22 protein-coding genes and 1 tRNA gene are annotated in these 21906 nt (G+C 60.9%); 9 read left to right on the forward strand and 14 right to left on the reverse strand.

What is annotated here, in order from left to right:
• Positions 1-4: 4 nt before the first annotated feature.
• The 5 genes from HALTADL_RS00350 to HALTADL_RS00370 form a co-directional block, all read right to left on the reverse strand.
• Positions 5-436 (reverse strand): RNA-binding protein, encoded by a 432-nt coding sequence (locus tag HALTADL_RS00350; RefSeq protein WP_089674005.1) that lies wholly within the window; start codon positions 434-436, stop codon positions 5-7.
• Between the two features lie 54 nt (positions 437-490).
• Complete coding sequence (locus tag HALTADL_RS00355; protein ID WP_089674004.1) at positions 491-694, reverse strand: DUF1918 domain-containing protein; 204 nt, start codon at positions 692-694, stop codon at positions 491-493.
• A 149-nt stretch (positions 695-843) separates the two neighbouring features.
• The gene (locus HALTADL_RS00360; protein ID WP_015911568.1) at positions 844-1782 is read right to left on the reverse strand and encodes a transposase; all 939 of its coding nucleotides are present in this window, start codon (positions 1780-1782) and stop codon (positions 844-846) included.
• A gap of 164 nt (positions 1783-1946) precedes the next feature.
• Positions 1947-3026: a phytoene/squalene synthase family protein gene (locus tag HALTADL_RS00365; RefSeq protein ID WP_089671462.1), complete on the reverse strand. Its 1080-nt coding sequence runs from the start codon at positions 3024-3026 to the stop codon at positions 1947-1949.
• 102 nt (positions 3027-3128) lie between these two features.
• The gene (locus HALTADL_RS00370) at positions 3129-3974 is read right to left on the reverse strand and encodes an RNA ligase family protein (RefSeq protein WP_089671463.1); all 846 of its coding nucleotides are present in this window, start codon (positions 3972-3974) and stop codon (positions 3129-3131) included.
• Positions 3975-4047: 73 nt separating this feature from the next.
• On the opposite strand from HALTADL_RS00370, the gene HALTADL_RS00375 reads away from it, so the two are divergent.
• The 5 genes from HALTADL_RS00375 (at position 4048) to HALTADL_RS00395 (ending at position 9726) form a co-directional block, all read left to right on the forward strand.
• A complete protein-coding gene (locus HALTADL_RS00375) occupies positions 4048-4950 on the forward strand; it encodes a metallophosphoesterase (protein ID WP_162551639.1) in 903 nt (300 codons plus the stop codon).
• A 92-nt stretch (positions 4951-5042) separates the two neighbouring features.
• Positions 5043-6581, forward strand: a complete 1539-nt coding sequence (locus tag HALTADL_RS00380; RefSeq protein WP_089671465.1) for a globin-coupled sensor protein — start codon at positions 5043-5045, stop codon at positions 6579-6581.
• 231 nt (positions 6582-6812) lie between these two features.
• A complete protein-coding gene (mvk, locus tag HALTADL_RS00385; RefSeq protein WP_089671466.1) occupies positions 6813-7829 on the forward strand; it encodes a mevalonate kinase in 1017 nt (338 codons plus the stop codon).
• Positions 7830-8606 (forward strand): isopentenyl phosphate kinase, encoded by a 777-nt coding sequence (locus HALTADL_RS00390; RefSeq protein ID WP_089671467.1) that lies wholly within the window; start codon positions 7830-7832, stop codon positions 8604-8606.
• Positions 8607-8661: 55 nt separating this feature from the next.
• Complete coding sequence (locus HALTADL_RS00395; protein WP_089671468.1) at positions 8662-9726, forward strand: Mrp/NBP35 family ATP-binding protein; 1065 nt, start codon at positions 8662-8664, stop codon at positions 9724-9726.
• Positions 9727-9816: 90 nt separating this feature from the next.
• Here the strand turns inward: HALTADL_RS00395 and HALTADL_RS00400 are convergent, their stop codons facing one another.
• The 7 genes from HALTADL_RS00400 to HALTADL_RS00430 all read right to left on the reverse strand — a co-directional run bounded on the left by HALTADL_RS00400 (position 9817) and on the right by HALTADL_RS00430 (position 15341).
• Positions 9817-10386 (reverse strand): archaellin/type IV pilin N-terminal domain-containing protein, encoded by a 570-nt coding sequence (locus HALTADL_RS00400; protein ID WP_089671469.1) that lies wholly within the window; start codon positions 10384-10386, stop codon positions 9817-9819.
• A gap of 210 nt (positions 10387-10596) precedes the next feature.
• Positions 10597-10670 (reverse strand) — tRNA-Thr (locus HALTADL_RS00405).
• An 11-nt stretch (positions 10671-10681) separates the two neighbouring features.
• Complete coding sequence (locus HALTADL_RS00410) at positions 10682-11191, reverse strand: GNAT family N-acetyltransferase (protein ID WP_089671470.1); 510 nt, start codon at positions 11189-11191, stop codon at positions 10682-10684.
• On the reverse strand, positions 11191-11751 hold the full coding sequence (locus tag HALTADL_RS00415) for a CBS domain-containing protein (protein WP_089671471.1): 561 nt from the start codon (positions 11749-11751) through the stop codon (positions 11191-11193). Before HALTADL_RS00415 ends, HALTADL_RS00410 begins: the two co-directional genes overlap by 1 nt.
• Before the next feature lie 86 nt (positions 11752-11837).
• A complete protein-coding gene (locus tag HALTADL_RS00420) occupies positions 11838-12152 on the reverse strand; it encodes a DUF5785 family protein (RefSeq protein ID WP_089671472.1) in 315 nt (104 codons plus the stop codon).
• A 45-nt stretch (positions 12153-12197) separates the two neighbouring features.
• Complete coding sequence (locus tag HALTADL_RS00425) at positions 12198-14693, reverse strand: efflux RND transporter permease subunit (RefSeq protein ID WP_089671473.1); 2496 nt, start codon at positions 14691-14693, stop codon at positions 12198-12200.
• A 138-nt stretch (positions 14694-14831) separates the two neighbouring features.
• Complete coding sequence (locus HALTADL_RS00430; protein ID WP_162551640.1) at positions 14832-15341, reverse strand: YciE/YciF ferroxidase family protein; 510 nt, start codon at positions 15339-15341, stop codon at positions 14832-14834.
• 196 nt (positions 15342-15537) lie between these two features.
• On the opposite strand from HALTADL_RS00430, the gene priS reads away from it, so the two are divergent.
• Together priS and HALTADL_RS00440 are read left to right on the forward strand one after the other, a co-directional pair.
• Complete coding sequence (gene priS, locus HALTADL_RS00435) at positions 15538-16698, forward strand: DNA primase small subunit PriS (protein WP_089671475.1); 1161 nt, start codon at positions 15538-15540, stop codon at positions 16696-16698.
• Positions 16695-17735, forward strand: coding sequence for a DNA replication complex subunit Gins51 (locus tag HALTADL_RS00440; protein WP_089671476.1), 1041 nt, complete (start codon positions 16695-16697; stop codon positions 17733-17735). Before priS ends, HALTADL_RS00440 begins: the two co-directional genes overlap by 4 nt.
• A gap of 44 nt (positions 17736-17779) precedes the next feature.
• Here HALTADL_RS00440 and HALTADL_RS00445 read toward each other — a convergent pair whose 3' ends face one another.
• Positions 17780-18232 (reverse strand): universal stress protein, encoded by a 453-nt coding sequence (locus tag HALTADL_RS00445; protein ID WP_089671477.1) that lies wholly within the window; start codon positions 18230-18232, stop codon positions 17780-17782.
• Positions 18233-18331: 99 nt separating this feature from the next.
• Positions 18332-19837 (reverse strand): methyl-accepting chemotaxis protein, encoded by a 1506-nt coding sequence (locus tag HALTADL_RS00450; RefSeq protein ID WP_089671478.1) that lies wholly within the window; start codon positions 19835-19837, stop codon positions 18332-18334.
• 295 nt (positions 19838-20132) lie between these two features.
• Between HALTADL_RS00450 and HALTADL_RS00455 the strand changes: the two genes are divergently transcribed.
• Both HALTADL_RS00455 and HALTADL_RS00460 read left to right on the forward strand, forming a co-directional pair.
• Positions 20133-21110 carry a hydroxyacid dehydrogenase gene (locus tag HALTADL_RS00455; protein WP_089671479.1) on the forward strand — a complete coding sequence of 326 codons (978 nt, stop codon included), beginning with the start codon at positions 20133-20135 and terminating at the stop codon, positions 21108-21110.
• Positions 21107-21892 carry an HpcH/HpaI aldolase family protein gene (locus tag HALTADL_RS00460; protein WP_089671480.1) on the forward strand — a complete coding sequence of 262 codons (786 nt, stop codon included), beginning with the start codon at positions 21107-21109 and terminating at the stop codon, positions 21890-21892. The genes HALTADL_RS00455 and HALTADL_RS00460 overlap by 4 nt, the downstream gene beginning before the upstream one ends.
• Positions 21893-21906 lie beyond the last annotated feature (14 nt).

Genomic DNA, 21906 nt, shown 5'->3' on the forward strand with positions numbered 1-21906 from the left:
TCGCCTACGACCGCGACTGTTCTAAGGCTTCACGCGCGTTTTCGACCGCCGCCTCGTGTTTGGCAGGGTAGGCTTCGACTTTCGCCCGGAGAGTGATCCCTTTGCCGAGTTCGACCTCGTCTTGGAAGGCGGCCTGTTTGTCGAGTCGGAGGAAAAACGAGCAGTTGTCGTCGACGCGCTCGTCGAGTTCGTCCATGATCCGGTCGATTTCGTCGAGTTCGGCCAGCCGATCAAGGATCAGTCGCATGTCGTCGGCGTTCTCGACGCGGGCCGAGAGCACCACGATCCGGTCGCCGTGGTGGCCGGCGTTCTCCATGCGGTCGAGTTCGAACTCCTCGGGCAGGAAGGCGCGAATCGCCTCCTCGACCCGCTTTTCGTCCTCAGTTGCATAACAGAAGGTCCGGAGATCGATGTAATGAAACGGCACTCTCGGCATTGGTCGCTTCTTGGTGACTGGAGGGAAAAAGCACTCGGCTTGCCGCCGGGAGCGTTACTCTTCGTCTTCGTCAGCGTCGCCGTCGACGGCTTCGAGATCGTCATCCGGCACACCGGTCTCTTGGCCCTCATCGAAACTGATCGTGTAGGTCGCATCGCCGAACATGTTCTCGATGACCTGCGTGATCGTCCCCGTCTCACCGTCGTAATCGCTGTGTTTGTCATGCAGCACGGCCTGATCGTCTTTCTCGAAGCTCATGGCTACTCATTCCGGAACCACAGATAAAAGCGCGTGGATTTGTCGCCCTGTCGACGCCTGATACGGTCTGTTGTAGACGGTTCCCGTCTCGACTACCCACCGGCGGCGGTCGAGCGGTAACTTCCTACGAGGGTGTCATAGAATAGTTCTCATAGCGTGATGACGGTGCTTCCTGGATTGTCTCCGCGTTCGTCGTTGGTGATCGCAATAACGAGACGAAGGCACAGCGCGAGGAACACTTGTGCTCGTGCGTGGACGCGGCCTCGGGCGCGAACGTGCCCGAGGCCGCAGTCCTTGACGGCGTCGTTGGTTCGTTCGACTCCACTCCGGCGGTTGTACGTCTCGTCTAGCGTCGATTGCTTCAGCTGAACGTCCTCGCTGTGTTCGTCGATGCGGGCTTCGACCCTGTACTCGATGTCTTTCGGATCGTCGGTGTTTCGTGCGTTGTACGGAGCGACTGGCACGACCCCTGCGGCCAGCAGGTGGTCGTGCCAGCCGAGCGTGTCGTAGGCGCTGTCTCCAAGCATCCAGATCGGTTTCTCGACGGCGAGCGCGTCACACGTGACGCGCATCGCCGTCTCCTCTGGCGCTTGCTTGCTCTCGGTGAACTCCGCGGCAATCGGGATCTTTTGCCCGGTCGAGACGATCGTACAGCCGTAGCCGTGGTAGTACTCTTCGGCGGTTGGATCGTAGCCTTTCGACGCGTCTTGGTCGGCGGGCATCGTCCTCACGTCGGTGGAATCGATGGAGTAGGTCAAGTCGAGCAGGCCGCGGCAGGCGGCCTGCTCGACGAGGCGGTCGAAGACCTCGTCGACGACGTGTTCGAGGTCGGTGAGGAAGCGATCGACCGCGTCTCTCGACGGCGGTCGATCGAAGCCACAGCTGAGCCAGACGACCGTGTTCTGGAGTTCTCGCGTGACTGGACGGATGCCGTAGACGTTCTTGTAGTAGCAGTGCAGGAACGCTCGGAAGAGTGCTGGTGGGTGATGATCTCGTGTTCGCCCCCGGCGAGCGGGGGCGAACACATCGAATTCTTCGAGAAAGTCGAACTCAAGATGCTCGAACAACGCGAGCGTCTCGGTCGCCATTACATTGAAGAACTCGTCGATAGAAGTCTCCTCTTGCAGGATGCTGGCGCTCGTAGACACAGTTCCAACATCCTGCGTCTTCGTGTGTGACGCTTTCTATGACACCCTCTCCTACAACAAACCATCTGACGGGACACACGTCGACGGGCTTCTGTCGTCGATAGCTAGTCGGCGTTTTTCGCGACGAGATGGTAGGGTCGCTTCGAAATCGTCTTCCGGAGTTCGCTCAGCGACTCTGAACCGCCACTTCGCATTGCACTCATCACCGCAAAGACCTCCTGTCGAGAGATTTTCACGCCGCGTTCGGTGAGCGCATCCTCTGGGTTTGCAGTGAGTTCCCGGAGCGTGCCGACCGCCAGCAGGAACGGGACGCCCCACGCGGCCAGCGTGTTACCGTGCCGAAGCGGCATCGCCTTCAGATACCCCTCGGCATCGCCCAAGAACGACTGGGCGTGGCTTGCGGTCCGACTGACGACTTCGGCGGCCGCCTCGCGGTTCTCGGGGTCGACAACGTTCTCCTGTTCGATCCCGGCTTCGTCGAGCCATTCAGCAGGAAGATAGACGTTGTTCTCCTCGGTGTAGTCGTCGTAGACATCTTTCGAGATGTTGACCAACTGCAGCAGCAGGCCGAACTCGACGGCCGTATCGTACAGCTGTTGTCGACGGTCGGCCGCGATATCGCCCCGCGTCAGGAGGTTCGTGATGAGGTTGCCGACGGTGCCGGCGGCGTAGTAGCAGTACTCTTCGAGTTCGTCGCGGCTGTCGATGCGGAGGCCGCCGTCGCTGGCGTGGCGGTCGACAAACATCGCCATCCCGTCGACGAGTTCACGGACTGGTGGAACGATTGCGGCTTGGACATCGTCCGGCAGTTCCTCGAACGTCGACACCACTCGTGGGGCTTCGGCGACGACTGTCCAATCGGCCGACCGCTCGTCGACCGGGGGAAGCCACTGATCAGCCGCAGCTCTGAACGCCTCGATATCCGTGTCGACCGTTGGATCGAGCGCCTCGTCGTACAGACGGAGCAGCTCTGCCTGTGGTTCCGGCGGGATGTGGCCCGCATCCTCGATGGTGTCGGCGACCCGGCAAAGCAGATAGCCCAGACAGATGTGTGTCGACATCGGGTCGTCCAACACGTCGATAGTCAGCGCAAACGTCCGAGAAACCCCCTGAACGGTCTCGTGGCACCACTCCACGTCGGCTTCATGGTCCACACCGGGAGGTCGAGATTCGTGTCCCGTCATTCAAGTATAGCTCTATAGGGTATGGGGCATAAAAAGTCTCTTGGGGTAAACCGACCAACTGAGGGGGTCAGAAGTCTTGCTCGCCGTATTCTGCATTATTTATTATTTATTATTTATATACGCTTGTATCCGGGCGGCGAGTGCTGACCGAAACGTGCCCATGTCGACGCCCCGATCTCCGAACGTCCGCGCGGGGAGTCCACGAGTGATCTCCTCTACGGCGCGCTCGACGAGGGCCTCAACGGTCACTGGCCGACCCTGCTCGGCCAACCGCTTGCTGAGCCGCCGAAACCGCTGGTCTGTCCCGTACGTTGCGACGAGGTCTTCGGCGGTCGTCTCGGTTGGTTCGTTCGCTTCCGTCGACTCGGTCGCGTGGGTATCGGGACTGGTGAGCCTTCCACGGTGGCCCTGTTTGTCTCGGATGACGACGCCTGCGGCCGGGCCGTCATACCACGCTGACTGCGGCATCGTATACGCCTCGGGGTTGAAATCCCGGGCACGAACCTCCTGTTCGATGGCGTTGACTGCCTGCAAGCCGAGTCGACCGAAGATACCGTCGACGGCATCCGGCGGCCGGAACGCTTCGGCCTCGGCCGACCAGATATCGTACCCTAAAAACGACGGCAGCCGGTCCCACTCGTAGTCGATGCCCTGATACTGCGTTGCAATCCCGAAAAAGACGATTGCCTCGACGTCGTCGACCGCCGCGCGGAGCGCCTCGCGGTCGAGGTGCGTCTGGACGTGTCGAACCGCATGCTGATACTGAGCTGGAAGCCCATCGGGGCTGTCGTAGACGTGGTCGGCGTCACCGAACTGGATCATGCCGGAGTCTCTGAGCCGAAATCGAAACGGCGCGCCCGCCACGTGCTCAAGAATCCAGAGGTGACCCGAGTCCAGTAGCTCGGCGGGGGCGTCGTCGACGTGCGGAGTAGATGGGTGAAATTTCATCGGGAAGCCGTGCTGTATGGATTGTCCGAGGTATCGCAGCCCATTATGTATTGTGCGCCTCAGTGGTAGTTACATGCCACTCCACGTTCCAGATACCGAACTGGACCCTTCGCTCCGAGACGAGGTCGACGCTCTGCCAGCCGACGAAACACCGCCTGCAATCATCTCCATCAGTGATATCCACGGCTATCTCGATGCCGCTCGTAGTGCGCTGTTGACACTCACAGATCACCCAGAGACCGAGCCAGTTGTCGTCGCTGACGAGGATGGGCGGCTCCACTGGGCCGACGAGAACTACGTCCTCGTGTTCAACGGCGACCTCGTCGACCGCGGCCCGGCCAACGACGAGGTCCTCGCCCTCGTCGCCCGACTCATCGAAGAGGCCCCACCCGGCCGCGTCCGGGTTACACTTGGCAACCACGAGGCACTCATGCTGTCGCGGGACCAGTTTAGCTTCGACAACTGGTTTTCGGGACAGGTCGACGACGAAGCCCGGCGTCGACTCTGTGAGGCGATCATCGCTGGCCACGTCGTGGCAGCCTACCGGGGCCACAACGTCACCTACGCGCATGCTGGCTCGGACGAGTCCTACGACGTCTCGGCAGTCAACGAGTCGCTAGTGTCGGCCGCCGAGGAACTGCTGGCCGCCATCGGCACTGACGATGATCTGGCGGTGCAGGGGCGAATCATCGAGGCGTATCCGGAGGTACTCGGTGTCGGGGCGACCCACCTCAAAGGGCCCGACGCGGGACTGATCTGGGTCGACTTCGAGCATCTGTCGACCGATGCACCCCCGCAGGTCGTCGGCCACACTCGCCACGACGAACCACGGACGAACGGAGCGGTACACTGTCAGAACGTGATTCGAGAGACTCTCGACTCCCGGGGCGGCGAAACGGTGTTCGTCGAAACACCGGAGGCGATTTCGGCGCTTATCCGGCAGCCGGACGGCGGCGTCGAGCAACGACCCCTGTGACTATATAAAAAGACCGAATATGTTCGTCTCACGCTATCAAAACTGAGGATCTCTGCAACAGGTATAAATACGGACTCCGGCTCTGTGGACGTATGACTGAGTACGCGGCAATGTTAGGGCGTGGAGGGCTCAACGATCAGGTCGACGTCGACTCACTGATGAGAGAGAACGAGCTCGACCGGGAGGAAATCGAGTGGCGAAAGGAGTTCATCAACTTCGACCAGCATGATGTCGATCGACTCAACAGCCTCCGACCGCTGTTTGAGCAAAATGCCGAGGAAATCGGCGAGCTGTTCTACGAGAACCTTACCCAGTACGACCAGACTGTCGAGGTGATCAGTCGTTCGCCGAAGGCCGTCGACGCGCTGAAACAGACCCAAGAAGCCTACTTTGCGACACTTGCCGAGGGCGAGTACGGCCCCGAGTACTTCGCAGACCGCGCGCGGATCGGCAAACTTCACGACATCCTCGAAATGCCGATGAAGCAGTACATCGGCCAGTACGGCGTCTACTACGACCTGATTTTGCCGCTTCTGACCGAGCGTGCCAGCGACCACCTCACCGACCGACTGCAGTCGAAGCTGACCGACAGCGACGCCCAGAGCGATACACTCGCCGATTCGGTCGACACGATTGTCGAAGACGAACTCAGCGAACTTCGGAAGGATATCACCGCCGTACTTCGGATCATCAATCTCGATATGCAGGTCGTCGCCGACACCTACATCCACTCCTACAGCCAGAAGCTGGCCGCCGAGGTCGAACAACGCGAGCAGTTGGCCGCCGAGGTCGAAGACGATCTTGAAGCCCCGATGACGGAGCTTCAGCGCTCTTCGGATGGTGTTGCCGACTCCTCTCAAGAGATCTCGACGCTCGCCGACGAGCAGTCCGGGCGGGTCGAATCGATTGCCAGCGAGGTCTCGAACATGAGCGCGACCGTCGAGGAGATCGCCTCCAGTGCCACCGAAGTCGAAAACAACAGCCAGCGCGCCCAGACGCTGGCCGAAGACGGCCAAGCCGCCGCCCACGACGCGATGGACGTCATGGACGACGTCGGCGATGCTGTCGACGACGTCTCGACCGACGTCGACGAACTCCAAGATCGCGTGGGTGAGATCAACTCCGTCGTCGAGGTAATCAACGATATCGCCGAGCAAACCAACATTCTCGCACTGAATGCCTCCATCGAGGCCGCTCGCGCGGGCGAAGCTGGCTCGGGGTTCGCTGTTGTTGCCGACGAGGTGAAATCGCTGGCCAGCGATTCCCAAGAACGCGCCCAAGAGATCGAGGATCTCGTTGCGGCCATCGAGAGCGACACCGAACAAACCGTCGACAGTCTCGATGCAACAACCGAACAGATCGAACGCGGCGTCGAGCGCGTCGACGAGGCGATGGAGCTGCTGGACGATATCACCAACGCGGTCGAGGAGACCGCCCACGGGATCAGAGAGGTGTCGGATGCCACCGACCAACAGGCCGCCAGCTCCGAGGAGGTCGCCAGTATGCTCGATGAACTCGTCGACCGAGCCGACACCGTCGCCGACGAGGCCGAGGAGATCGCCTCCGCCAACGAACAGCAGGCCGCGACCATCGAGGACATCTCACAGACAGTCCAGCGGCTCACCGAGTGATCCCCGTATAAAAACAACGACCCGCACCAATGGCGGATCGAACGTCCATTCCCAATTCCCTTTGAGGAGGACGAATGCCGCACCTCAATCGCAGCAACCACTCCACACGAGAGTGGTCTCTTGCATCTATGGCTAACTATAGAGACATATAAAAACCCTCGCTATAGTAACGTATTTATACATCATGCAGTCGTTCCCACAACACAACCGAATCGCGGCGGGGGCTGCGGTATGACGACCGTCAGTGCGCCGGGGAAGGTCTACCTGTTCGGCGAACACGCGGTCGTCTACGGCGAGCCAGCGGTGCCGTGTGCCATCGAGAAACGGGCGACAGTCACCGCCGAACTCCGTGAAGACGACCACGTTCGGGTGGAGGCGGCGGATCTCTCGCTGAATGGGTTCGTCGTCGAGTACGCCGGAACCACCGACCACCGGCCGGACGTCGACGTCCCCCAACCACTGCTCGATGCCGCGATGGGATATATCGATGCCGCCGTCCAGCAGGCCCGCGAGGCTGCCGACGCACCCGATGCGGGATTCGATATTACGGTCGAAAGCGAGATTCCACTGGGCGCTGGGCTGGGCTCCTCGGCGGCAGTCGTCGTCGCCGGGATCGACGCCGCAACACGGGTCCTCGGCGAGCCGCTCGACCTCCGGGAACTCGCCGACCGCGCTTATAACGCGGAGTACGAGGTTCAGGATGGTCAGGCCTCACGCGCAGACACCTTCTGTTCGACAATGGGCGGTGCGGTCCGAGTCGCTGGCGACGACTGTACCAAACTGTCGACGCCCACGCTCCCCTTTGTGGTCGGCTTCGACGGCGGTGCTGGCGACACCGGGAAACTGGTGGCCAGCGTGCGCGAACTGCGGGATACCTACGAATTCGCCGCCGACACGGTCGAAGCAATCGGCGATATCGTGTCGACCGGCGAATCGTTGCTTGCCGAAGCCGACCCTAACAGCGAGCCGAGCGACGAACTCATTTCCGAACTCGGGGATTTGATCAACATCAACCACGGCCTGCTGTCGGCGCTTGGGGTCTCCTCGCGGTCGCTGGATACGATGGTGTGGGCCGCCAGAGAGGCAGGAGCCGAAGGAGCAAAACTCACCGGCGCGGGCGGTGGTGGCTGTATCGTCGCCCTCGACCGCACCGCCGAAACACAGACCAGCCTCCGGTACACGCCGGGCTGTGAGGACAGCTTCCGGGCCGAACTCGCAACCGAAGGCGTCCGCGTCGAGGACGAATAGATGGTCGACGAACCGACCGAACCCGATGAACTGGTCGTGCTCAAACTCGGCGGCAGCGTCATCACTAATAAAGACAGCCCCGAGACGGTCGACGACGAGGCTTTAAATAGCGTTCTCGACGCAGTCGCGGCGGCATTTAGGAACGACGGCGCTCGCCTCGTCGTCGTCCACGGTGGCGGCAGCTTCGGTCACGTTCACGCCGCCGAGCATGGCGTGTCGACGACCGAGGGAACTGCGGATGCGGCCGCAGCGAACGCGATTCACAGTGCGATGAAGCGACTCAACGGGGTGGTGGTCGACCGGCTCCAACAGCGCGAGGTGGCTGCACTGCCGGTCCATCCCCTTTCGGTTGCGGCCCGCGACGAGGGCGGGACACTCTCACTACCAGCGACGGCCACCGAGGGCCTACTGGACGAGGGATTCGTGCCGGTGCTCCATGGCGACGTGATCGCCCATGCAGGCGAGGGCGTGACGGTACTCAGCGGCGACGAAATCGTCACCAGTCTCGCCGAGTCGCTCGGCGCGAGTCGTGTTGGCCTCTGTTCGACGGTGCCGGGTGTGCTCGATGCGGACGACACGGTTATCGAGACGATCAGCAGCTTCAGCGATGTCGAGTCGGTGCTCGGTGGCAGCGAGTCGACCGACGTCAGCGGCGGGATGGCGGCGAAAGTTCGGGAACTGCTCGACCTCGGTGCGCCTGCCCAGATCTTCGGTCCCAACGCTGTCGTGGCGTTTCTTCAGGGAGAGAATCCAGGGACACTGATCGACGGCCAGTAAGCTGTCAGCGTGCGCGGACCAAATCCTTATTCAGCGCTCGCGCCGAGTGACAGGTATGAACGAGGATGCCGTTTTCGAACTGCTGTCGACGGTCGAGGATCCGGATCTGGGTGACGATATCGTCTCGCTCGGCCTCGTCAACGCGGTCGACACAGCTGACGACCACGTCAAAGTCTCACTCGCTCTCGGGGCCCCCTACGCACCACACGAATCCCAGATCGCCAACGACGTCCGCGAGGTCTTCGCCGCGGAGGCTCCGGATGTCGACCTCTCGATCAGTGCCGGACTCCCCGCTTCCCTCGGCTCCGACGACGAGGTCATGCCCAACGTCAAAAACATCATCGCGGTCGCCTCCGGCAAGGGTGGCGTCGGCAAGTCGACGGTCGCAGTCAATCTCGCGGCTGGCCTCTCACAACTCGGCGCTCGCGTCGGCCTGTTCGACGCCGATATCTATGGCCCGAACGTTCCCCGGATGGTCAAAAGCGACGAGGGACCCGAGGCCACCGAGGATAAGCAACTCATTCCGCCGGAGCGCTACGGTATGAAACTGATGAGCATGGACTTTCTGGTTGGTGAGGACGACCCCGTCATCTGGCGCGGTCCGATGGTCCACAAGATCCTCACCCAACTCGTCGACGACGTCGAGTGGGGCGAACTCGACTATCTCGTCCTTGACCTGCCGCCGGGCACCGGCGACACACAGCTTACCATCCTCCAGACGCTCCCCCTGACCGGTGCAGTGATCGTCACGACGCCACAGCAGGTCGCCCTCGACGATGCGATCAAAGGCTTGCGGATGTTTGGCCAACACGAGACGCCAGTCCTCGGCATTGCCGAGAACATGTCGGAGTTCCGGTGTCCCGACTGCGGCGGTCGACACGACATCTTCGGCAGCGGTGGCGGCCAGTCACTCGCCGACGAGGAGAACCTCCCGTTCCTCGGCTCGATCCCACTCGATCCCGCGGTTCGAGCCGGCGGCGACGGTGGCGAACCGGTCGTCCTCGACGAGGGCGACACTGCCGAGGCGTTTCAGGAACTCACCGAAAACGTCGCGAACAATGTCGGCGTGATTCGCCGTCGACACGTCCAAGCGACGCAGTCGACGCCGGACTCGACGTAGCTCGCTGTTCGGGTCACTGGTGGCGCTCGGGACAAACTATCGGCTATCGAGTCGTCGACAGGCAAAAAAGGGTTGTCGCGGATTCGTCGTCTACAGTTTGACAGCCGACTTTCCAATAAGTGAGTCAGGAACGCGAAGTTCCGTCACCGTTGAGGCTCCCGGAGCAGTCGTCAGCGTTACCGTAACCTGCTCGCCACCTTGGAGGTTCCCATTGAGATCACTACTGGCATCGAACGTGAGTTTGTACCGATCACTCCGATCAGTAATCACGTTATCGTTCGTCTGGGCCGTAATGTTGGAAATTTTGCCCTCTTCCAACACACCGGTGATAACGCTATCACTGGTGACGAACTCGTAGGTCACGTTTTCGAGTTGGATATCGTCAGCACCCGGCGCCTTCGTCACTGTGAGATTGATCTCTGTGAGGTTGTAGTTCTCCTTGCCGTCTGCATTGTAGACTACGGCACCTGTTGCACTCTGGATCTGAATGCGGTCGCTCACTTGCTGTGAGGACTCTTCACCGGTTGCCTCCGCCTGCGTCTGGAGCAGTCCGGCTGTGTTAATCAGTACGCCTGCTGCAATCGCTGCCACAAGCACCATCGCAATGAAGACGATGAGTGTTCCAATACCGACCTGACCTCTGTCACTATGTTCAAACATTGTGTGAGTACTGCCTGCAGGATACACTCCTGCAAACGTTGTTCCTCCTGAAACAATCATTTTAATTAAAACTTATCTTCTGAATATCAGTTCTAATAATACATATTTAAACGCTAACAAGAGTGTTATACTGAAAACAGTGTCCGTATCACGTTTGCAGACACAGTGGTGTCTCTCAGGGCCGTTAGAAATCGGAAAGATAGTCTCGGAAGCTAGGACAGGGATTTGAACCCCGGAAGTCTCGATTACAAGTCGAGTGCATGAACCCCCCATGCTCTCCTAGCGCATCTGTCGATTATGGGTCCCCCTTTGAGTGTGTATCGTTTTCGATCCGCTTTGCGAGTTCGATGCGATGGCTCTCGTAGCCGTGTCGACTGTAGAATCGCCGGGCGTCACTGTTGGCTGCCAATACCTCCAAGGAGACCGTATCAGCGCCCGCTTCGGCGAGTTCCGTCTCCGCGGCATCAAGCAGATCGGTCCCGATACTGTTGCCTCTCGCCGCGGGGCGGACATAGAGGTTGACGATGACGCCGGTCGACTGATCCTGCTGGTAGTGGCCGTCTTCGACGTGGTACATCACGAACCCTAGAATCCCTTTTTCCGCGTCGGTCTCCGCGTTCTCGTTTTCCTCACGAGCAATCAACACCCCCTCGGTGACGACGTGGCGGGCGACAACATCGGTCACTGCCTCGCGGTTGGGTTCGGTCAGGAGCCGCGAGCCGTGCTGCCGTTGGTCGGCCGCCAGCTCCACCCAGCAGTCGACGAGAGTCTCGACGTCTGAGATCGTTGGCCGAACGACCTCCATCAGTAGGCCCGGCAGGCTGGACAGACCAGCTGTCCGTTCATCGTTGCGAGCTCCGGCGTCAGCGAGCCACAACCCTCACAGATCCCCTGAACCGACTGCTCAGTGGCGGCCTCCGACTCGATGGTCTCTGTAGCCTCGCCGGTGTCGCCTGCGGTCGTGGACGTAGCGACAGCCGAGGCTTCGACAGTCTCGGTGGCAGCCAACACGTCATGTTCGGTCAGCAGCCCAACCACCTCGTCATCATCAACCACCAAGAGGTGTGTCGTCGACCGGCTGACCAACTGTTGGGTAGCATCCGACAGCGCGGTGTCGGGAGCGACCGTCGACACCGGTGGCTCCATGACCTCTCCGACCGACTGCTCGTGGGGGTCGCCCTCCAACATTGCCGCCAACGCCGTCGCCGTCGAGACACTCCCAATCGGCTCTGGGCCGCGAAGCACGACAACAGCCTCGGCTGTCTCGGCCGTCATCAGTTCGGCGGCCTCGTCGAGTCGATCCGACTCACTGACGCCAACGAACTCCCGATTCATCACGTCACGAACGGTGATACCATTGCGCATACATCTCTGTTTGCCTCAGTCAGCTAAAAGCCACCTGCAGAACGGTTAAGTTCCGGTCTGTCGTATACCCACGGTTAGAACAGCACTCAGCGCGTCCGGCTGAACTTGTCAGCACCCTCGTAGAACCACAGGCCACCACGGCGCATCCCTTTGCCGACCGCTTGGTGCATGTCGACGATGGTCTCGAAGGAGGACTCTTCGACGTGATCGAAGATCTCTTCGAGCGGGACGACCGTTTCGGAATCGATCCGGATCGGGTCGTCGCCGTACTCCGCGACGAACGAATCGCGGTCGAGCGGGAAGTCGCCCTCTTCGTCGACCTTCTTTGCGATGATCGCATGGCCGTACTGGCGTCTGCCCTCGCTCCCCTGTTCGCCATCGGGATCGTGTGGCCAATCCATACAGAGTGATACCAACGGTGGATGGTTAGTCTTACGCTCTGGGTGTTACTCGTTGCCTCGGGACGGGACTGTCGACCCTCGGTTGCGAATCGCCGTCTCGATGGTCCCGATAATCGGAATATCCGCGTCGGTGTCGCCGCGGAGACGCGCCCAGACGACGATCACGCTCGGCAACACCACGAGTGAGGCGAGATAGGCGTACAGCACGCTCAGCGAGATCAGGGCCCCGAACGCGCCGAGAGCCGGGTTGAGCGCCAACACGAGCACGCCGATGCCGAAGACGGTCGTCAGCATACTGCCTGTTAGCGCGCCACCGGTTCCGACAACGGTCTTCCGGAGTGCGGGATACAGCTCCGTGTTGTGGTACTCGTCGGCAAACCGGTGGACGACGTGGACCGAGTAGTCGATCCCAATGCCGACCGCAATCGCCAAGATCGTGCCGTTGATCGCGTTGAACTTGAGTCCGACCACTCGCATGGAGGCGACCAGTGCGACCACCGTCACCACGATTGGAATCATGTTGACGATCCCCAGCGAGGGCGAGCCTTCGATGACCCAGTAGGCCGCCACGAGGAACAGCGCCGCTCCGATGAGCGTCAAGACGAGACTCACGATCACCGACTGGAACACGAGCGAGATCGCCTCGTCGAAGATGATCACGCTCCCGGTCGGCTGGGCGCTGTCCCGGAACTCTCCGGAGAGACTGTAGGCGTCCTGAGTGACGACCTCGTCTTCGGCATCCCCGTCGACAGTGTACAGCACGCGAGTACTCCCACGTCCCTCAGTGAGGAACCCGTCAGCATTCTCACCGAGTTCATCGTAGATTCGGGGGAGATTGCTGTCGGGAATCCCGTTGTCGTCTCTGTCGTTGCGGTCGACGAGCGCCCGGAACTCGGGGTCCCGTTCGGCCCGGGACTCGATGAGCGTCACGATGCTCTGGGAGTCGGCTTGGCGTCGATCCGACCGGAATGTCGACGGTGGGTCAGCGGCTCCCCGGTGTAGCTCTTCGAGGGCCGTATCCCGCTCCATGTTCCCCTCGATATACATCTGGACCTGGCCGTCCTGCTCGAAGTTCTCGTCGAGATAGTCGTTGAGTCGGACGTACTCGAACTCTGCCGGAGGCCGGATCGATTCGGGGAGATACTGGAGATACTCCGGTGTCTCGGCATCCGGGTTGAAGTCGTCGGGACTGAACCCGGTGTCGACGCCAGTCGCATACACGCCGCTTCCAGCCGTAATAACCAACACGAGCAGGAGGAAAACTAGTGGCCCGCGTTTCGAGACGGTGACGCCGACCGACAGTAGTCGACCCAGCACCGAGTCGTCCGAGCCGAGTGGGGCCTCCGAAAACGTCGGAATTGGGTACTTTTCGCGGGCGCGGTCGACGGTCACCTTCAGCGCCGGCACGAAGATCCCGAAGATGAGGAACGTAAAGACGATGCCAGCCGCGGCAGTGATTCCGAAATCACGAGTTGGGGGGAACGAACTGGCGACGTTTGAGAGAAAGCCAATCGCCGAGGTGCCGACGACAATGAAGAAGGCGACAGTCACTTGATCGGTGGTAATGGTCATCGATTCGGAGATACCCGTCCCTTTGACCCGCTCTTCGCGGTAGCGATTGATCGAGTGAATCCCGAAATCGATCCCGATAGCGATCAGTATCGGCGGCACCGCGATCAAAAGCACCGCAAACGGAATGCCAACGAGCCCGATGAAACCGAACGTCCACACCAACATCAGTACGATTGCAAACAGCCCGATCAGGACGTCGACGACATCCCGGTAGGCAACGGTCAAAAACAGCATAATCAACACGAGTGCCGACGGCAGCACCACGCTGGTCGTAATACCGGTGGTGTTCGGCGGCGTCCCTTGGACCCAGATCGACGAGCTATCGTCTTGAACGAGTCGCTCGATTCGGTCTTCTTTGTTCGGTGGGAACTCCGAGGCACCGCCCGGACCAGTTGCGGCTCCCTCGCCGGGTCCGGCTCGATGACTCACGCTGCCCTGCGTTGCGGTGGCCGAGGCCGACTGGCGATTGAAATCATCGCTCAATTGCGAGCTGAAGCCGGGATTCGTCTCGTCGGCCTCACGCACCGCGGCGTCGATCTCGCTCGGCGTCGCTCGTTCGACCGCCCGCAACTGCTCGTCGGGCGTCGTCGCATTGGCGTCGAGTGTCGTGGCGATAGTCTCGGCAGTCGTCGACGTATCGCTGACGCGCAACGACCCCGTCTCGACGATCCGATTGCGCGTCTCCAACATGTCGATCAGCGCGCCCCTCGACAACACGTTGGTCGACTCTTGGATCAGCGTTGTACTCGTGGTCTCCTCGGAGAAACTGTCGCCGAAGTTCTCGTTGATGTCCTCGATAGCCTGAAACGAGGGGAGATCCTCGATGAACTGCTGTTGGCCGCTCTCGGAGGAGATGCTGCCGAGGCCGCCAACAAACACGACAGTCACGAGCAGGAAGACGACAACGACCGTCTTCGAGTGGTTGACGATGAGATCGTCGACACGATCTATGAGCCATTGATATTCCATCGTCTAGATATCCGTCCCTTCCGGGCGAGTGAGTAAAAGGATGCGTACATCATAATAAACGGAAAACAAGTTGATCGATGGCAGTGGGTCCCCGAGTTGAGTGGCTCCCGCCGCGTGACCGCGGGCTATCGGCCCGTCTTAGCCCATCAGTCGACCGGCAAGCTGCTGAATCTTCGATCCCTCGGCAACGCCTTTGAGTTCCCGGAGCGTGGCCTTCTCCTCGTCGAGCGTGTCGTCGAGTGGATCGGTAACATCGTTGCCGAGATCGAGTCTGTCGGCGTGGGTCAGGAGCCCCTCGTAGGTAGTGACCTCCAACCGTTCGACCTTCATCCCTGCGCCGACGTTGTAGAGGTCGACCAGATCCGCGTCGTCGGCTGCGTTGTCGAGGAACTCCTCGCGGTCTTCGATCAGTCCGTCCAGCATGTGGCACTGCCGGATCTCCGGCTCCTCGCCGATGGCGTTGAACACGGTTTTGAGCCGCCGGGCGTGATCCCCGGTCTCACGCTGGTGTGTCTCGAACCCCTCGCTGATCTCCTCGTCGCTCGTGGACTCGACCATTTTTCCGAGTGCGTCGACCAGTTCGGTCTCGATGTAGTACGCCTGCTGCAGTTCGTAGACGAATTTGTCGTGGAGGGTTGTGACGGTCATGGTACCACAGTCGACCGTCCACAACCGACTCCCTAAGTGTTCATTCGGCTTTCCCACGGGCGGTTTTCGGCTACCGGCAGTTGGTTGCCAGTCGGTAGCATCTGCGACCTCAAACGCTGGTGTCGACATCTGGACTCTTCGGACACCCGAACGATAACGACTTTAGTCGCTCCGGCAAAACCGACAGTCGACCGTAATGGACGAACGTACCCGAGAGTATCTTCGCGGCCGGTTCGGCGACTACTACCGACAGTCGAGCGTCGAACTGCCACCGGCCGCCAACGAGCGCGAGTGGGGCCACATCCCGTGGACGCCCGGCACAGGGACCACGATGGTTCGCCACCAGTCGCAGCTCGATCTCGGCGACGTCGACGACTTTCTCGCCCGCGAATCCCCCCGCCACGCTTACTTTTCGGCCGCCCGCTACACCGACCCCAGTGCGGGCACGATGTCGAAAAAAGGATGGCAGGGCGCGGATCTCGTTTTCGATCTGGATGCCGATCACCTCCCAAGTATTGATCCCGACGAGTCGACCTACGCCGAGATGCTGTCGGCCTGCAAGGACGCCCTCTATCGGCTCCTGACGTTCGTCGAGGACGATTTCGGCTTCGACGACGTGAGCGTCGTCTTCTCCGGCGGCCGCGGCTACCACGTTCACGTCCGCGATCCGGAGATTCAGGATCTCGATAGCGACGCCCGCCGAGAGATTGTCGACTACATTCGAGCCAACGAGCTGGACACTGACGGCCTCATCCGAATCGTCTCTCCGGGGGCCACAAACCAGCGCATGTTACAGACCGAGGGTGGGTGGGGACGCAGAGTCCACCGCGAGATGGTCGACATCGCCGAGGAACTCCGGGAGATGGACGACGACGACGCAGTCGACCGACTCACCGAGATAGACGGAATCGGTGACGGACGAGCAGAGACGATTTTGGGAGCGTTGAAAGCCAATCCCGATGCGATTGCCGAAGGCAATATGGAGGCAGGCGGTCCCGGTATTCGACTGCTGAAAGATACACTCGTCGAGCGCGTCGTCGAGAACCAGACCGCACCCATCGACGAGCCGGTGACGACCGACACACACCGACTAATCCGGCTGCCGAAAACGCTCCACGGCGGCAGCGGCCTCGTCGTCCAGCCCATCGACCGCGAGGATCTGGATGAGTTCGATCCACTGGTCGACGCGGTGCCCGAGGCGTTCGGTGGCCAAGAGATCACAATCGAGACCGACGAGCCACGGCGGGTTGATCTCGCGGGCGATATAACTAAGTTGGAGCCGGGTACACACACAGTAACTGAGTACGTCGGCGTCTTTCTCATGGCGCGCGGCGAGGCCGAAAAGGTATCCACATGAAACTCGACGAGCTTCGCACGGTCCAATCGAAGGAACGCCGCAAGGACAGCCTCCAGCAGCTGCGGGATTCCTTCTACGGAGACGTCGCGGCCTACATTCAAGATTTGAAAGCAAGCCGGGACCGACGCGCCGAACAGGTCGACGATCCCTTTTCGGACAACGAGGTCCGCCAGCTCTCGGACGAACTCGACACCGCCAAGGAGGTCGCAGAGGCGGTCTACGAACGTCGGGTCGGCAAGGTCGTCAAACTCGCCAGTTTTGCGGCGGCGGACATGCCGGTCGACGACGAGGGGATGACCACCGAGGAACGGGAGCTGTTCGATGATCTGGTCGCCCGCATCAGCCAGAACAAACAGACCGTGCTCGACGTACTGTCCGGCAACGGCGAGTCGGCTGAGACCAGCCAGACCAACACGCCAACCGACTCGCAGCCGACAGCGCCGACTCCGCCAACGGAGCGGGCCGCCGAGTCGGAGGCGACTGAACCGGGGGCCACCGAGCCGTCCGACAGCATGCTCGCCGACGCGATGGGGTCGACCGAAGACACCGAACCGTCGACTGACGCCGAGCCACCAATCGAATCGACGGCTCAGCCGGAACCACCAGCCGAGTCGGAACCTGCGGCGGATCACGCTCCGCCAATAGAGTCGACTGAGACGTCGGCCGATGAGGTTCCGGCACCCGAGGCAGAGTCGGAGACGGATGTCGTGCTCGGAACGTCGACCGATGGCGGGACTGCCACCGACACGGCCAACCAGTCAGCGACATCGACAGCCAGCGAGGCGGCAGCCGAAGCGCCGAAAGCGGTCGCCGGAACGACTGCGGAAGCGACCGAATCGGGGGCTGACACCACCGACGCGATGGGTAGTGCGGGCGACGACAGCGACCGAACGACGCTTCGTATCACGAAAGATGTGGGCGAGATCTTCGGCGTCGACGGCCGGGAGTACACCCTCCGGTCGGAGGATGTCGTTACCCTGCCGACCGCCAATGCCGACCCACTCGTGGATCGGGATGCGGCGATGCGACTTGAGTGAACGGCCACCCAACGTCTTATTAGTCGGATATCTCCGCCGTCGAGCTACGGCTCTGTGTGTCGAACGATATGAACATCGTACTGTGGGTCCTTCGAAAGCGGACTTCCAACGCTCGTGACGGGCGTCGAAATCCGACCCGCGTTCTCGGTGCCGATGAAGATCACCGAGACATCGAGTTCCCCAGCGACCTGTCGAATCGTTCGTGTGATGTCGTCTGTCGCCGTTGCGGTCAACACATCGGAGTCTGTGGGTATTTCACATCGAAACGTCGCATCTTCCACAATCGACGTGACTGTCCGTTCGAACTGTTGACACACCCTGTCGATATCGTAGGTTGCTCCCGATTCGATCCATCCGCGCTCGACAGCGAACGATTTGTCGTCCGGAACCACGGTCAGCACGACGAGCTCCTCGTCGCGGCTGTCAGCGAACGTCTCGGCGCGTTTCAGCGCGGTTCGAGCGAGCTCTGAGCCGTCAAACGGAACGAGTATCGTCATATATCGTGGTTTGGTGAGTGATCGTTTATATACGTCGTCGACTCTCAGCAGTTGGGAACGCAGTCGACGAGCGTCTCCAATCGGCTGTCGGGCCCGTCTCTATCGTGAACTCAGTCGACAGCTGTTGTCAGCCGCACCGACGTAGAACGACTGGAGTTGGTGTGGGACGGCCGTTTCGTCGACGACGTTCACCACGAGATCGTCGTCGCTCAGCGTCTCGCCGTCGTTGTCGTAGGTGTTTTCGCGAACGGCCTGTTCGCCCATCAGATCGAGTTCGCCCGCGATGTTGCCGATCACCACACAGGGGCGGTCGCGCTTGGCGTCGACCTGTCCGTTGGCCCGTGAGAGCCCCGTTGTCGTGACGTCGATCACGTTCTCTTCGGGTCGCCACGAGCCGTACAGATCCAATACGAACAGCCGATTGCCCGCGAGCGCGTCGGTGAGTGTGATCCCCGCCTCCCGCTGGAGAACTGTTTGGAGCGTCGACCGGTCAAGAGTGGCTGTCGGCGACAGCGAGACCGCCCACCCGGCGTCGATAGCTGCCGCGCAGAACCCCGCGACGGCCTCGTCGACGGTGGTTTGGGCTCGCTGTGAGTCCGGCTCAGTCAGGAGCACGTCTCGGGAGCCAGCCGGGAGGCCCCCGTCGGTATCGAACGCATCGATGCCCGTTGGGACCGTTTCGGCCGTCTCAAGGCGCTGGTCTCGGTGCTGTCTTGCGGTCGACAGCGCCTCGTCGATCTCACCGAGCAGGTCGGTCGTCTGGGCGCGTTCCTCGTGAATCTCACCCACCGAGCGTTCGATCTCGCCTGCGGCCTCCGAGGTGTTCCGCGTCACGTTCGCCACGCGAGTGCTCGCTTCTGCCCCCTCCGAGACAGCCTCGCTTACCTCGTCGACGCCAGCGGCTGCCGACGCCATCTCCTCGTCGACGATATCCAACTGCGCCTCGGCGGTTTCGACCTCCTCGGCCCCGGTTTCGACCGCCTCGACCGCGGAGTCGAGCGCACCGGTCACCTCCTCGGTCACTGCCTGGATCTCGCTGACTGAGCCCTCTATCTCCTCGGTGCGTGCCTGTGACTCTTCGGCCAGCGATTTCACCTCGTCGGCGACCACTGCAAAGCCCGCCCCCTCCTCGCCGGCGCGAGCAGCCTCGATAGACGCATTGAGCGCCAAGAGGTTCGTTTTGTCCGCGATTTCGTCGATCACGTCGACGATTTCGTCGATCCGGTCGATATGTTCCTCTAAGGTGTCGACCTGCTCGGCGACCTGCTGGGTCGCCGTCGAGGCCGTGGTCATCGCCTCGGTTGCCTCGCTGGTCGCCTCCCGGCCGTCAGTTGCGGCCGTCGCCGCCCGATCTGTCGTCTCGCTTACCTCGTCGGCACTGGCCGCAACTTCCTGAATCGTCGCACTCAACTCCGAAACATCGTCGGCGACGGTCTCCATATCTTCGACCTGCGTGCTTGCCGCCTCACGGATCAACGAGAGCCGCTCGTCGACCGACTCCGAGGTGGCGTGAACCACGCCGACGGCTCCCTGTGCGTTGGCTATCAGCCCGTCTTCGATACCGCGTTCGGTCCCTTCTGTCACTGTAGAATGGTCTGTCGACATTGGATGTTTTGGTAACTAGTCACAGGGCACTAAAGGATTTATACAGCATATAAATAATGACTAATTATACCAATCTAAACTACATTTTATTTCAGTAGTATAGATATATTTTGGACCAGTGTTTTATATTCTCACTAATTATAAAAAATCTGTTCTTCAGCTACAATAGTACGTATTATCGAACAGTCGACTCATTGGTTCGGTCGAGTTCACGGCTCTTTCGGATACTAAACAGGGTGCCGAACAGTCGATTTGGGGTTACATACTTTTGGAGGGGCATCGCAAATAGAGTTCTATGTCCGACCAGTGGCAAATACTGCTCCCCCCGCAGATCGATCCAGCAGGACCAGAGTCGATCAGTGACTTCGCAACCTGTACCGGGATGGACGAGTACGACAGCGTCGACGACGCCCTCGACGATATCGCCAAATACGACGCTGTCATCGTCAGTGTCGCCAAACTCGACCGCGAAGTGATCGAGCGCGGCGAGAACCTGAAGGTGATCGCCAAACACGGCAGCGGGCTGGACAACGTCGACATGGAGGCTGCCTCTGAGAACGGTGTCGTGGTCTGCAACACACCGGGCGTCAACTCACGGTCGGTGGCCGAACACGCAATCGCCCTCCAGTTCGGCGTCCGGCGCAACCTCGGGGCTGCCGACCGGCACGTCCGGGACGGCGGCTGGGACCGCTCGGCGTTCGTCGGTTATGAACTCCAAGACAGCACGCTCGGACTGATGGGCTTTGGCTCGATTGCCCACGAAACAGCAACAATTGCACAGGGAATCGGCCTCAACGTCATTATTTACGATCCGGGCCACCCAGCAGATCAGCTTCCGGAGGGGATCGGCCGCGTCGACGACCTCACCACTCTCTTCGCGGAGTCCGACGCCGTGAGTCTGCACGTCCCGCTGGTCGACGGTACCTACCACGCCGTCTCGACCGACCAGTTCGAGGCCCTTGGCGAAGACGGCATCCTCATCAACACCTCACGCGGCGGGGTCGTCGACAAAGACGCTCTGCTTGAGGCACTCAACAACGACGTGATCGCCGGTGCCGGAGTCGACAACTTCGAAGAGGAGCCACCCGGCGCCAACCATCCGATCTACGACCACGACGAGGTGTTGATGACTCCACACATCGCCGGAGTCACCTACGACTCGCTGGAACGCATGAGTCGCAGCGCGTCGACCAACGTTCGAACCGTCTACGAGGGTGATCTGCCGGAGTCGACAGTCAACCGCGAGGCCCTCGGTCGGGAGCAAAGCCAATGAGGACCCAAAACAGCTTCCGCCGAGCCATCGAAAACGACGAAACCGTCTTCGGGGCGGCCTGTGCGACCTTCTCGCCGACAGTCATCGAGACACTCGGCAACATCGGGCTGGATTTCGTCTGGCTGGATTTCGAACACGGTGGCCCCAGTCCCTACGATAGCACCGTCTTCGAGGAGCTTACCCGCGCGGCGGAGGCCGGCGACATCGAACTCCTCGTTCGGATTCCGAAGCCCGAACCGGCGCTCGTCAGAAAGGTCCTCGATGCCGGTGTCAGGACGATCCTCATCCCGCGAATCGAGACGGCCGACGACCTCCGCCCGGCAGTCGAGGCTGCCTTCTTCGGCTATGATGGCGATGTCGGCGACCGCGGGGTCGGCGTCGGCCGCACCAGCGAGTGGGAAGGCTACGTCGACAGCCACATCGGTGGCGAGGACAGCGAGGTGCTTGTCGGCACGATGATCGAAAACGAGCGGGCCGTCGACAACATCGAGGAAATTCTCTCGGTGCCTGAACTCGGCTTTGCCTTTGTCGGCCCGGCGGATCTCTCGATGTCGATGTCCGGCGGCGAGCCACTCGACAAAAACCCCGACAAACTGCAGGCCGCCATCGACCGTACCCGTGAGGCCTGTCTGGACGCGGAGGTTCCCATTGGCCGGATTCAGAACGATCCCGCTGCTGCACGCGAAGCCGTCGACGAGGGGTACCAGATCGTTCGGATCGGCGGCGATACCGGCGCAATTCGGGCGAGCCTCTCCGAGCGGCTCGACGCCGTCGACACGTAACTCAGCCCCAATCC

Origin of the sequence: Halohasta litchfieldiae (assembly GCF_002788215.1) — an archaeon.
In the GTDB taxonomy this organism is placed as follows: Archaea; Halobacteriota; Halobacteria; order Halobacteriales; family Haloferacaceae; genus Halohasta; species Halohasta litchfieldiae.

What these genes read in the sequence shown, in the direction of transcription:
- HALTADL_RS00350 (WP_089674005.1), bottom strand. Translation starts at nt 436, where the DNA reads ATGCCGAGAGTGCCGTTTCATTACATCGATCTCCGGACCTTCTGTTAT.
- HALTADL_RS00355 (WP_089674004.1), bottom strand. Translation starts at nt 694, where the DNA reads ATGAGCTTCGAGAAAGACGATCAGGCCGTGCTGCATGACAAACACAGC.
- HALTADL_RS00360 (WP_015911568.1), bottom strand. Translation starts at nt 1,782, where the DNA reads ATGGCGACCGAGACGCTCGCGTTGTTCGAGCATCTTGAGTTCGACTTT.
- HALTADL_RS00365 (WP_089671462.1), bottom strand. Translation starts at nt 3,026, where the DNA reads ATGACGGGACACGAATCTCGACCTCCCGGTGTGGACCATGAAGCCGAC.
- HALTADL_RS00370 (WP_089671463.1), bottom strand. Translation starts at nt 3,974, where the DNA reads ATGAAATTTCACCCATCTACTCCGCACGTCGACGACGCCCCCGCCGAG.
- HALTADL_RS00375 (WP_162551639.1), top strand. Translation starts at nt 4,048, where the DNA reads ATGCCACTCCACGTTCCAGATACCGAACTGGACCCTTCGCTCCGAGAC.
- HALTADL_RS00380 (WP_089671465.1), top strand. Translation starts at nt 5,043, where the DNA reads ATGACTGAGTACGCGGCAATGTTAGGGCGTGGAGGGCTCAACGATCAG.
- mvk (WP_089671466.1), top strand. Translation starts at nt 6,813, where the DNA reads ATGACGACCGTCAGTGCGCCGGGGAAGGTCTACCTGTTCGGCGAACAC.
- HALTADL_RS00390 (WP_089671467.1), top strand. Translation starts at nt 7,830, where the DNA reads ATGGTCGACGAACCGACCGAACCCGATGAACTGGTCGTGCTCAAACTC.
- HALTADL_RS00395 (WP_089671468.1), top strand. Translation starts at nt 8,662, where the DNA reads ATGAACGAGGATGCCGTTTTCGAACTGCTGTCGACGGTCGAGGATCCG.
- HALTADL_RS00400 (WP_089671469.1), bottom strand. Translation starts at nt 10,386, where the DNA reads ATGTTTGAACATAGTGACAGAGGTCAGGTCGGTATTGGAACACTCATC.
- HALTADL_RS00410 (WP_089671470.1), bottom strand. Translation starts at nt 11,191, where the DNA reads ATGGAGGTCGTTCGGCCAACGATCTCAGACGTCGAGACTCTCGTCGAC.
- HALTADL_RS00415 (WP_089671471.1), bottom strand. Translation starts at nt 11,751, where the DNA reads ATGCGCAATGGTATCACCGTTCGTGACGTGATGAATCGGGAGTTCGTT.
- HALTADL_RS00420 (WP_089671472.1), bottom strand. Translation starts at nt 12,152, where the DNA reads ATGGATTGGCCACACGATCCCGATGGCGAACAGGGGAGCGAGGGCAGA.
- HALTADL_RS00425 (WP_089671473.1), bottom strand. Translation starts at nt 14,693, where the DNA reads ATGGAATATCAATGGCTCATAGATCGTGTCGACGATCTCATCGTCAAC.
- HALTADL_RS00430 (WP_162551640.1), bottom strand. Translation starts at nt 15,341, where the DNA reads ATGACCGTCACAACCCTCCACGACAAATTCGTCTACGAACTGCAGCAG.
- priS (WP_089671475.1), top strand. Translation starts at nt 15,538, where the DNA reads ATGGACGAACGTACCCGAGAGTATCTTCGCGGCCGGTTCGGCGACTAC.
- HALTADL_RS00440 (WP_089671476.1), top strand. Translation starts at nt 16,695, where the DNA reads ATGAAACTCGACGAGCTTCGCACGGTCCAATCGAAGGAACGCCGCAAG.
- HALTADL_RS00445 (WP_089671477.1), bottom strand. Translation starts at nt 18,232, where the DNA reads ATGACGATACTCGTTCCGTTTGACGGCTCAGAGCTCGCTCGAACCGCG.
- HALTADL_RS00450 (WP_089671478.1), bottom strand. Translation starts at nt 19,837, where the DNA reads ATGTCGACAGACCATTCTACAGTGACAGAAGGGACCGAACGCGGTATC.
- HALTADL_RS00455 (WP_089671479.1), top strand. Translation starts at nt 20,133, where the DNA reads ATGTCCGACCAGTGGCAAATACTGCTCCCCCCGCAGATCGATCCAGCA.
- HALTADL_RS00460 (WP_089671480.1), top strand. Translation starts at nt 21,107, where the DNA reads ATGAGGACCCAAAACAGCTTCCGCCGAGCCATCGAAAACGACGAAACC.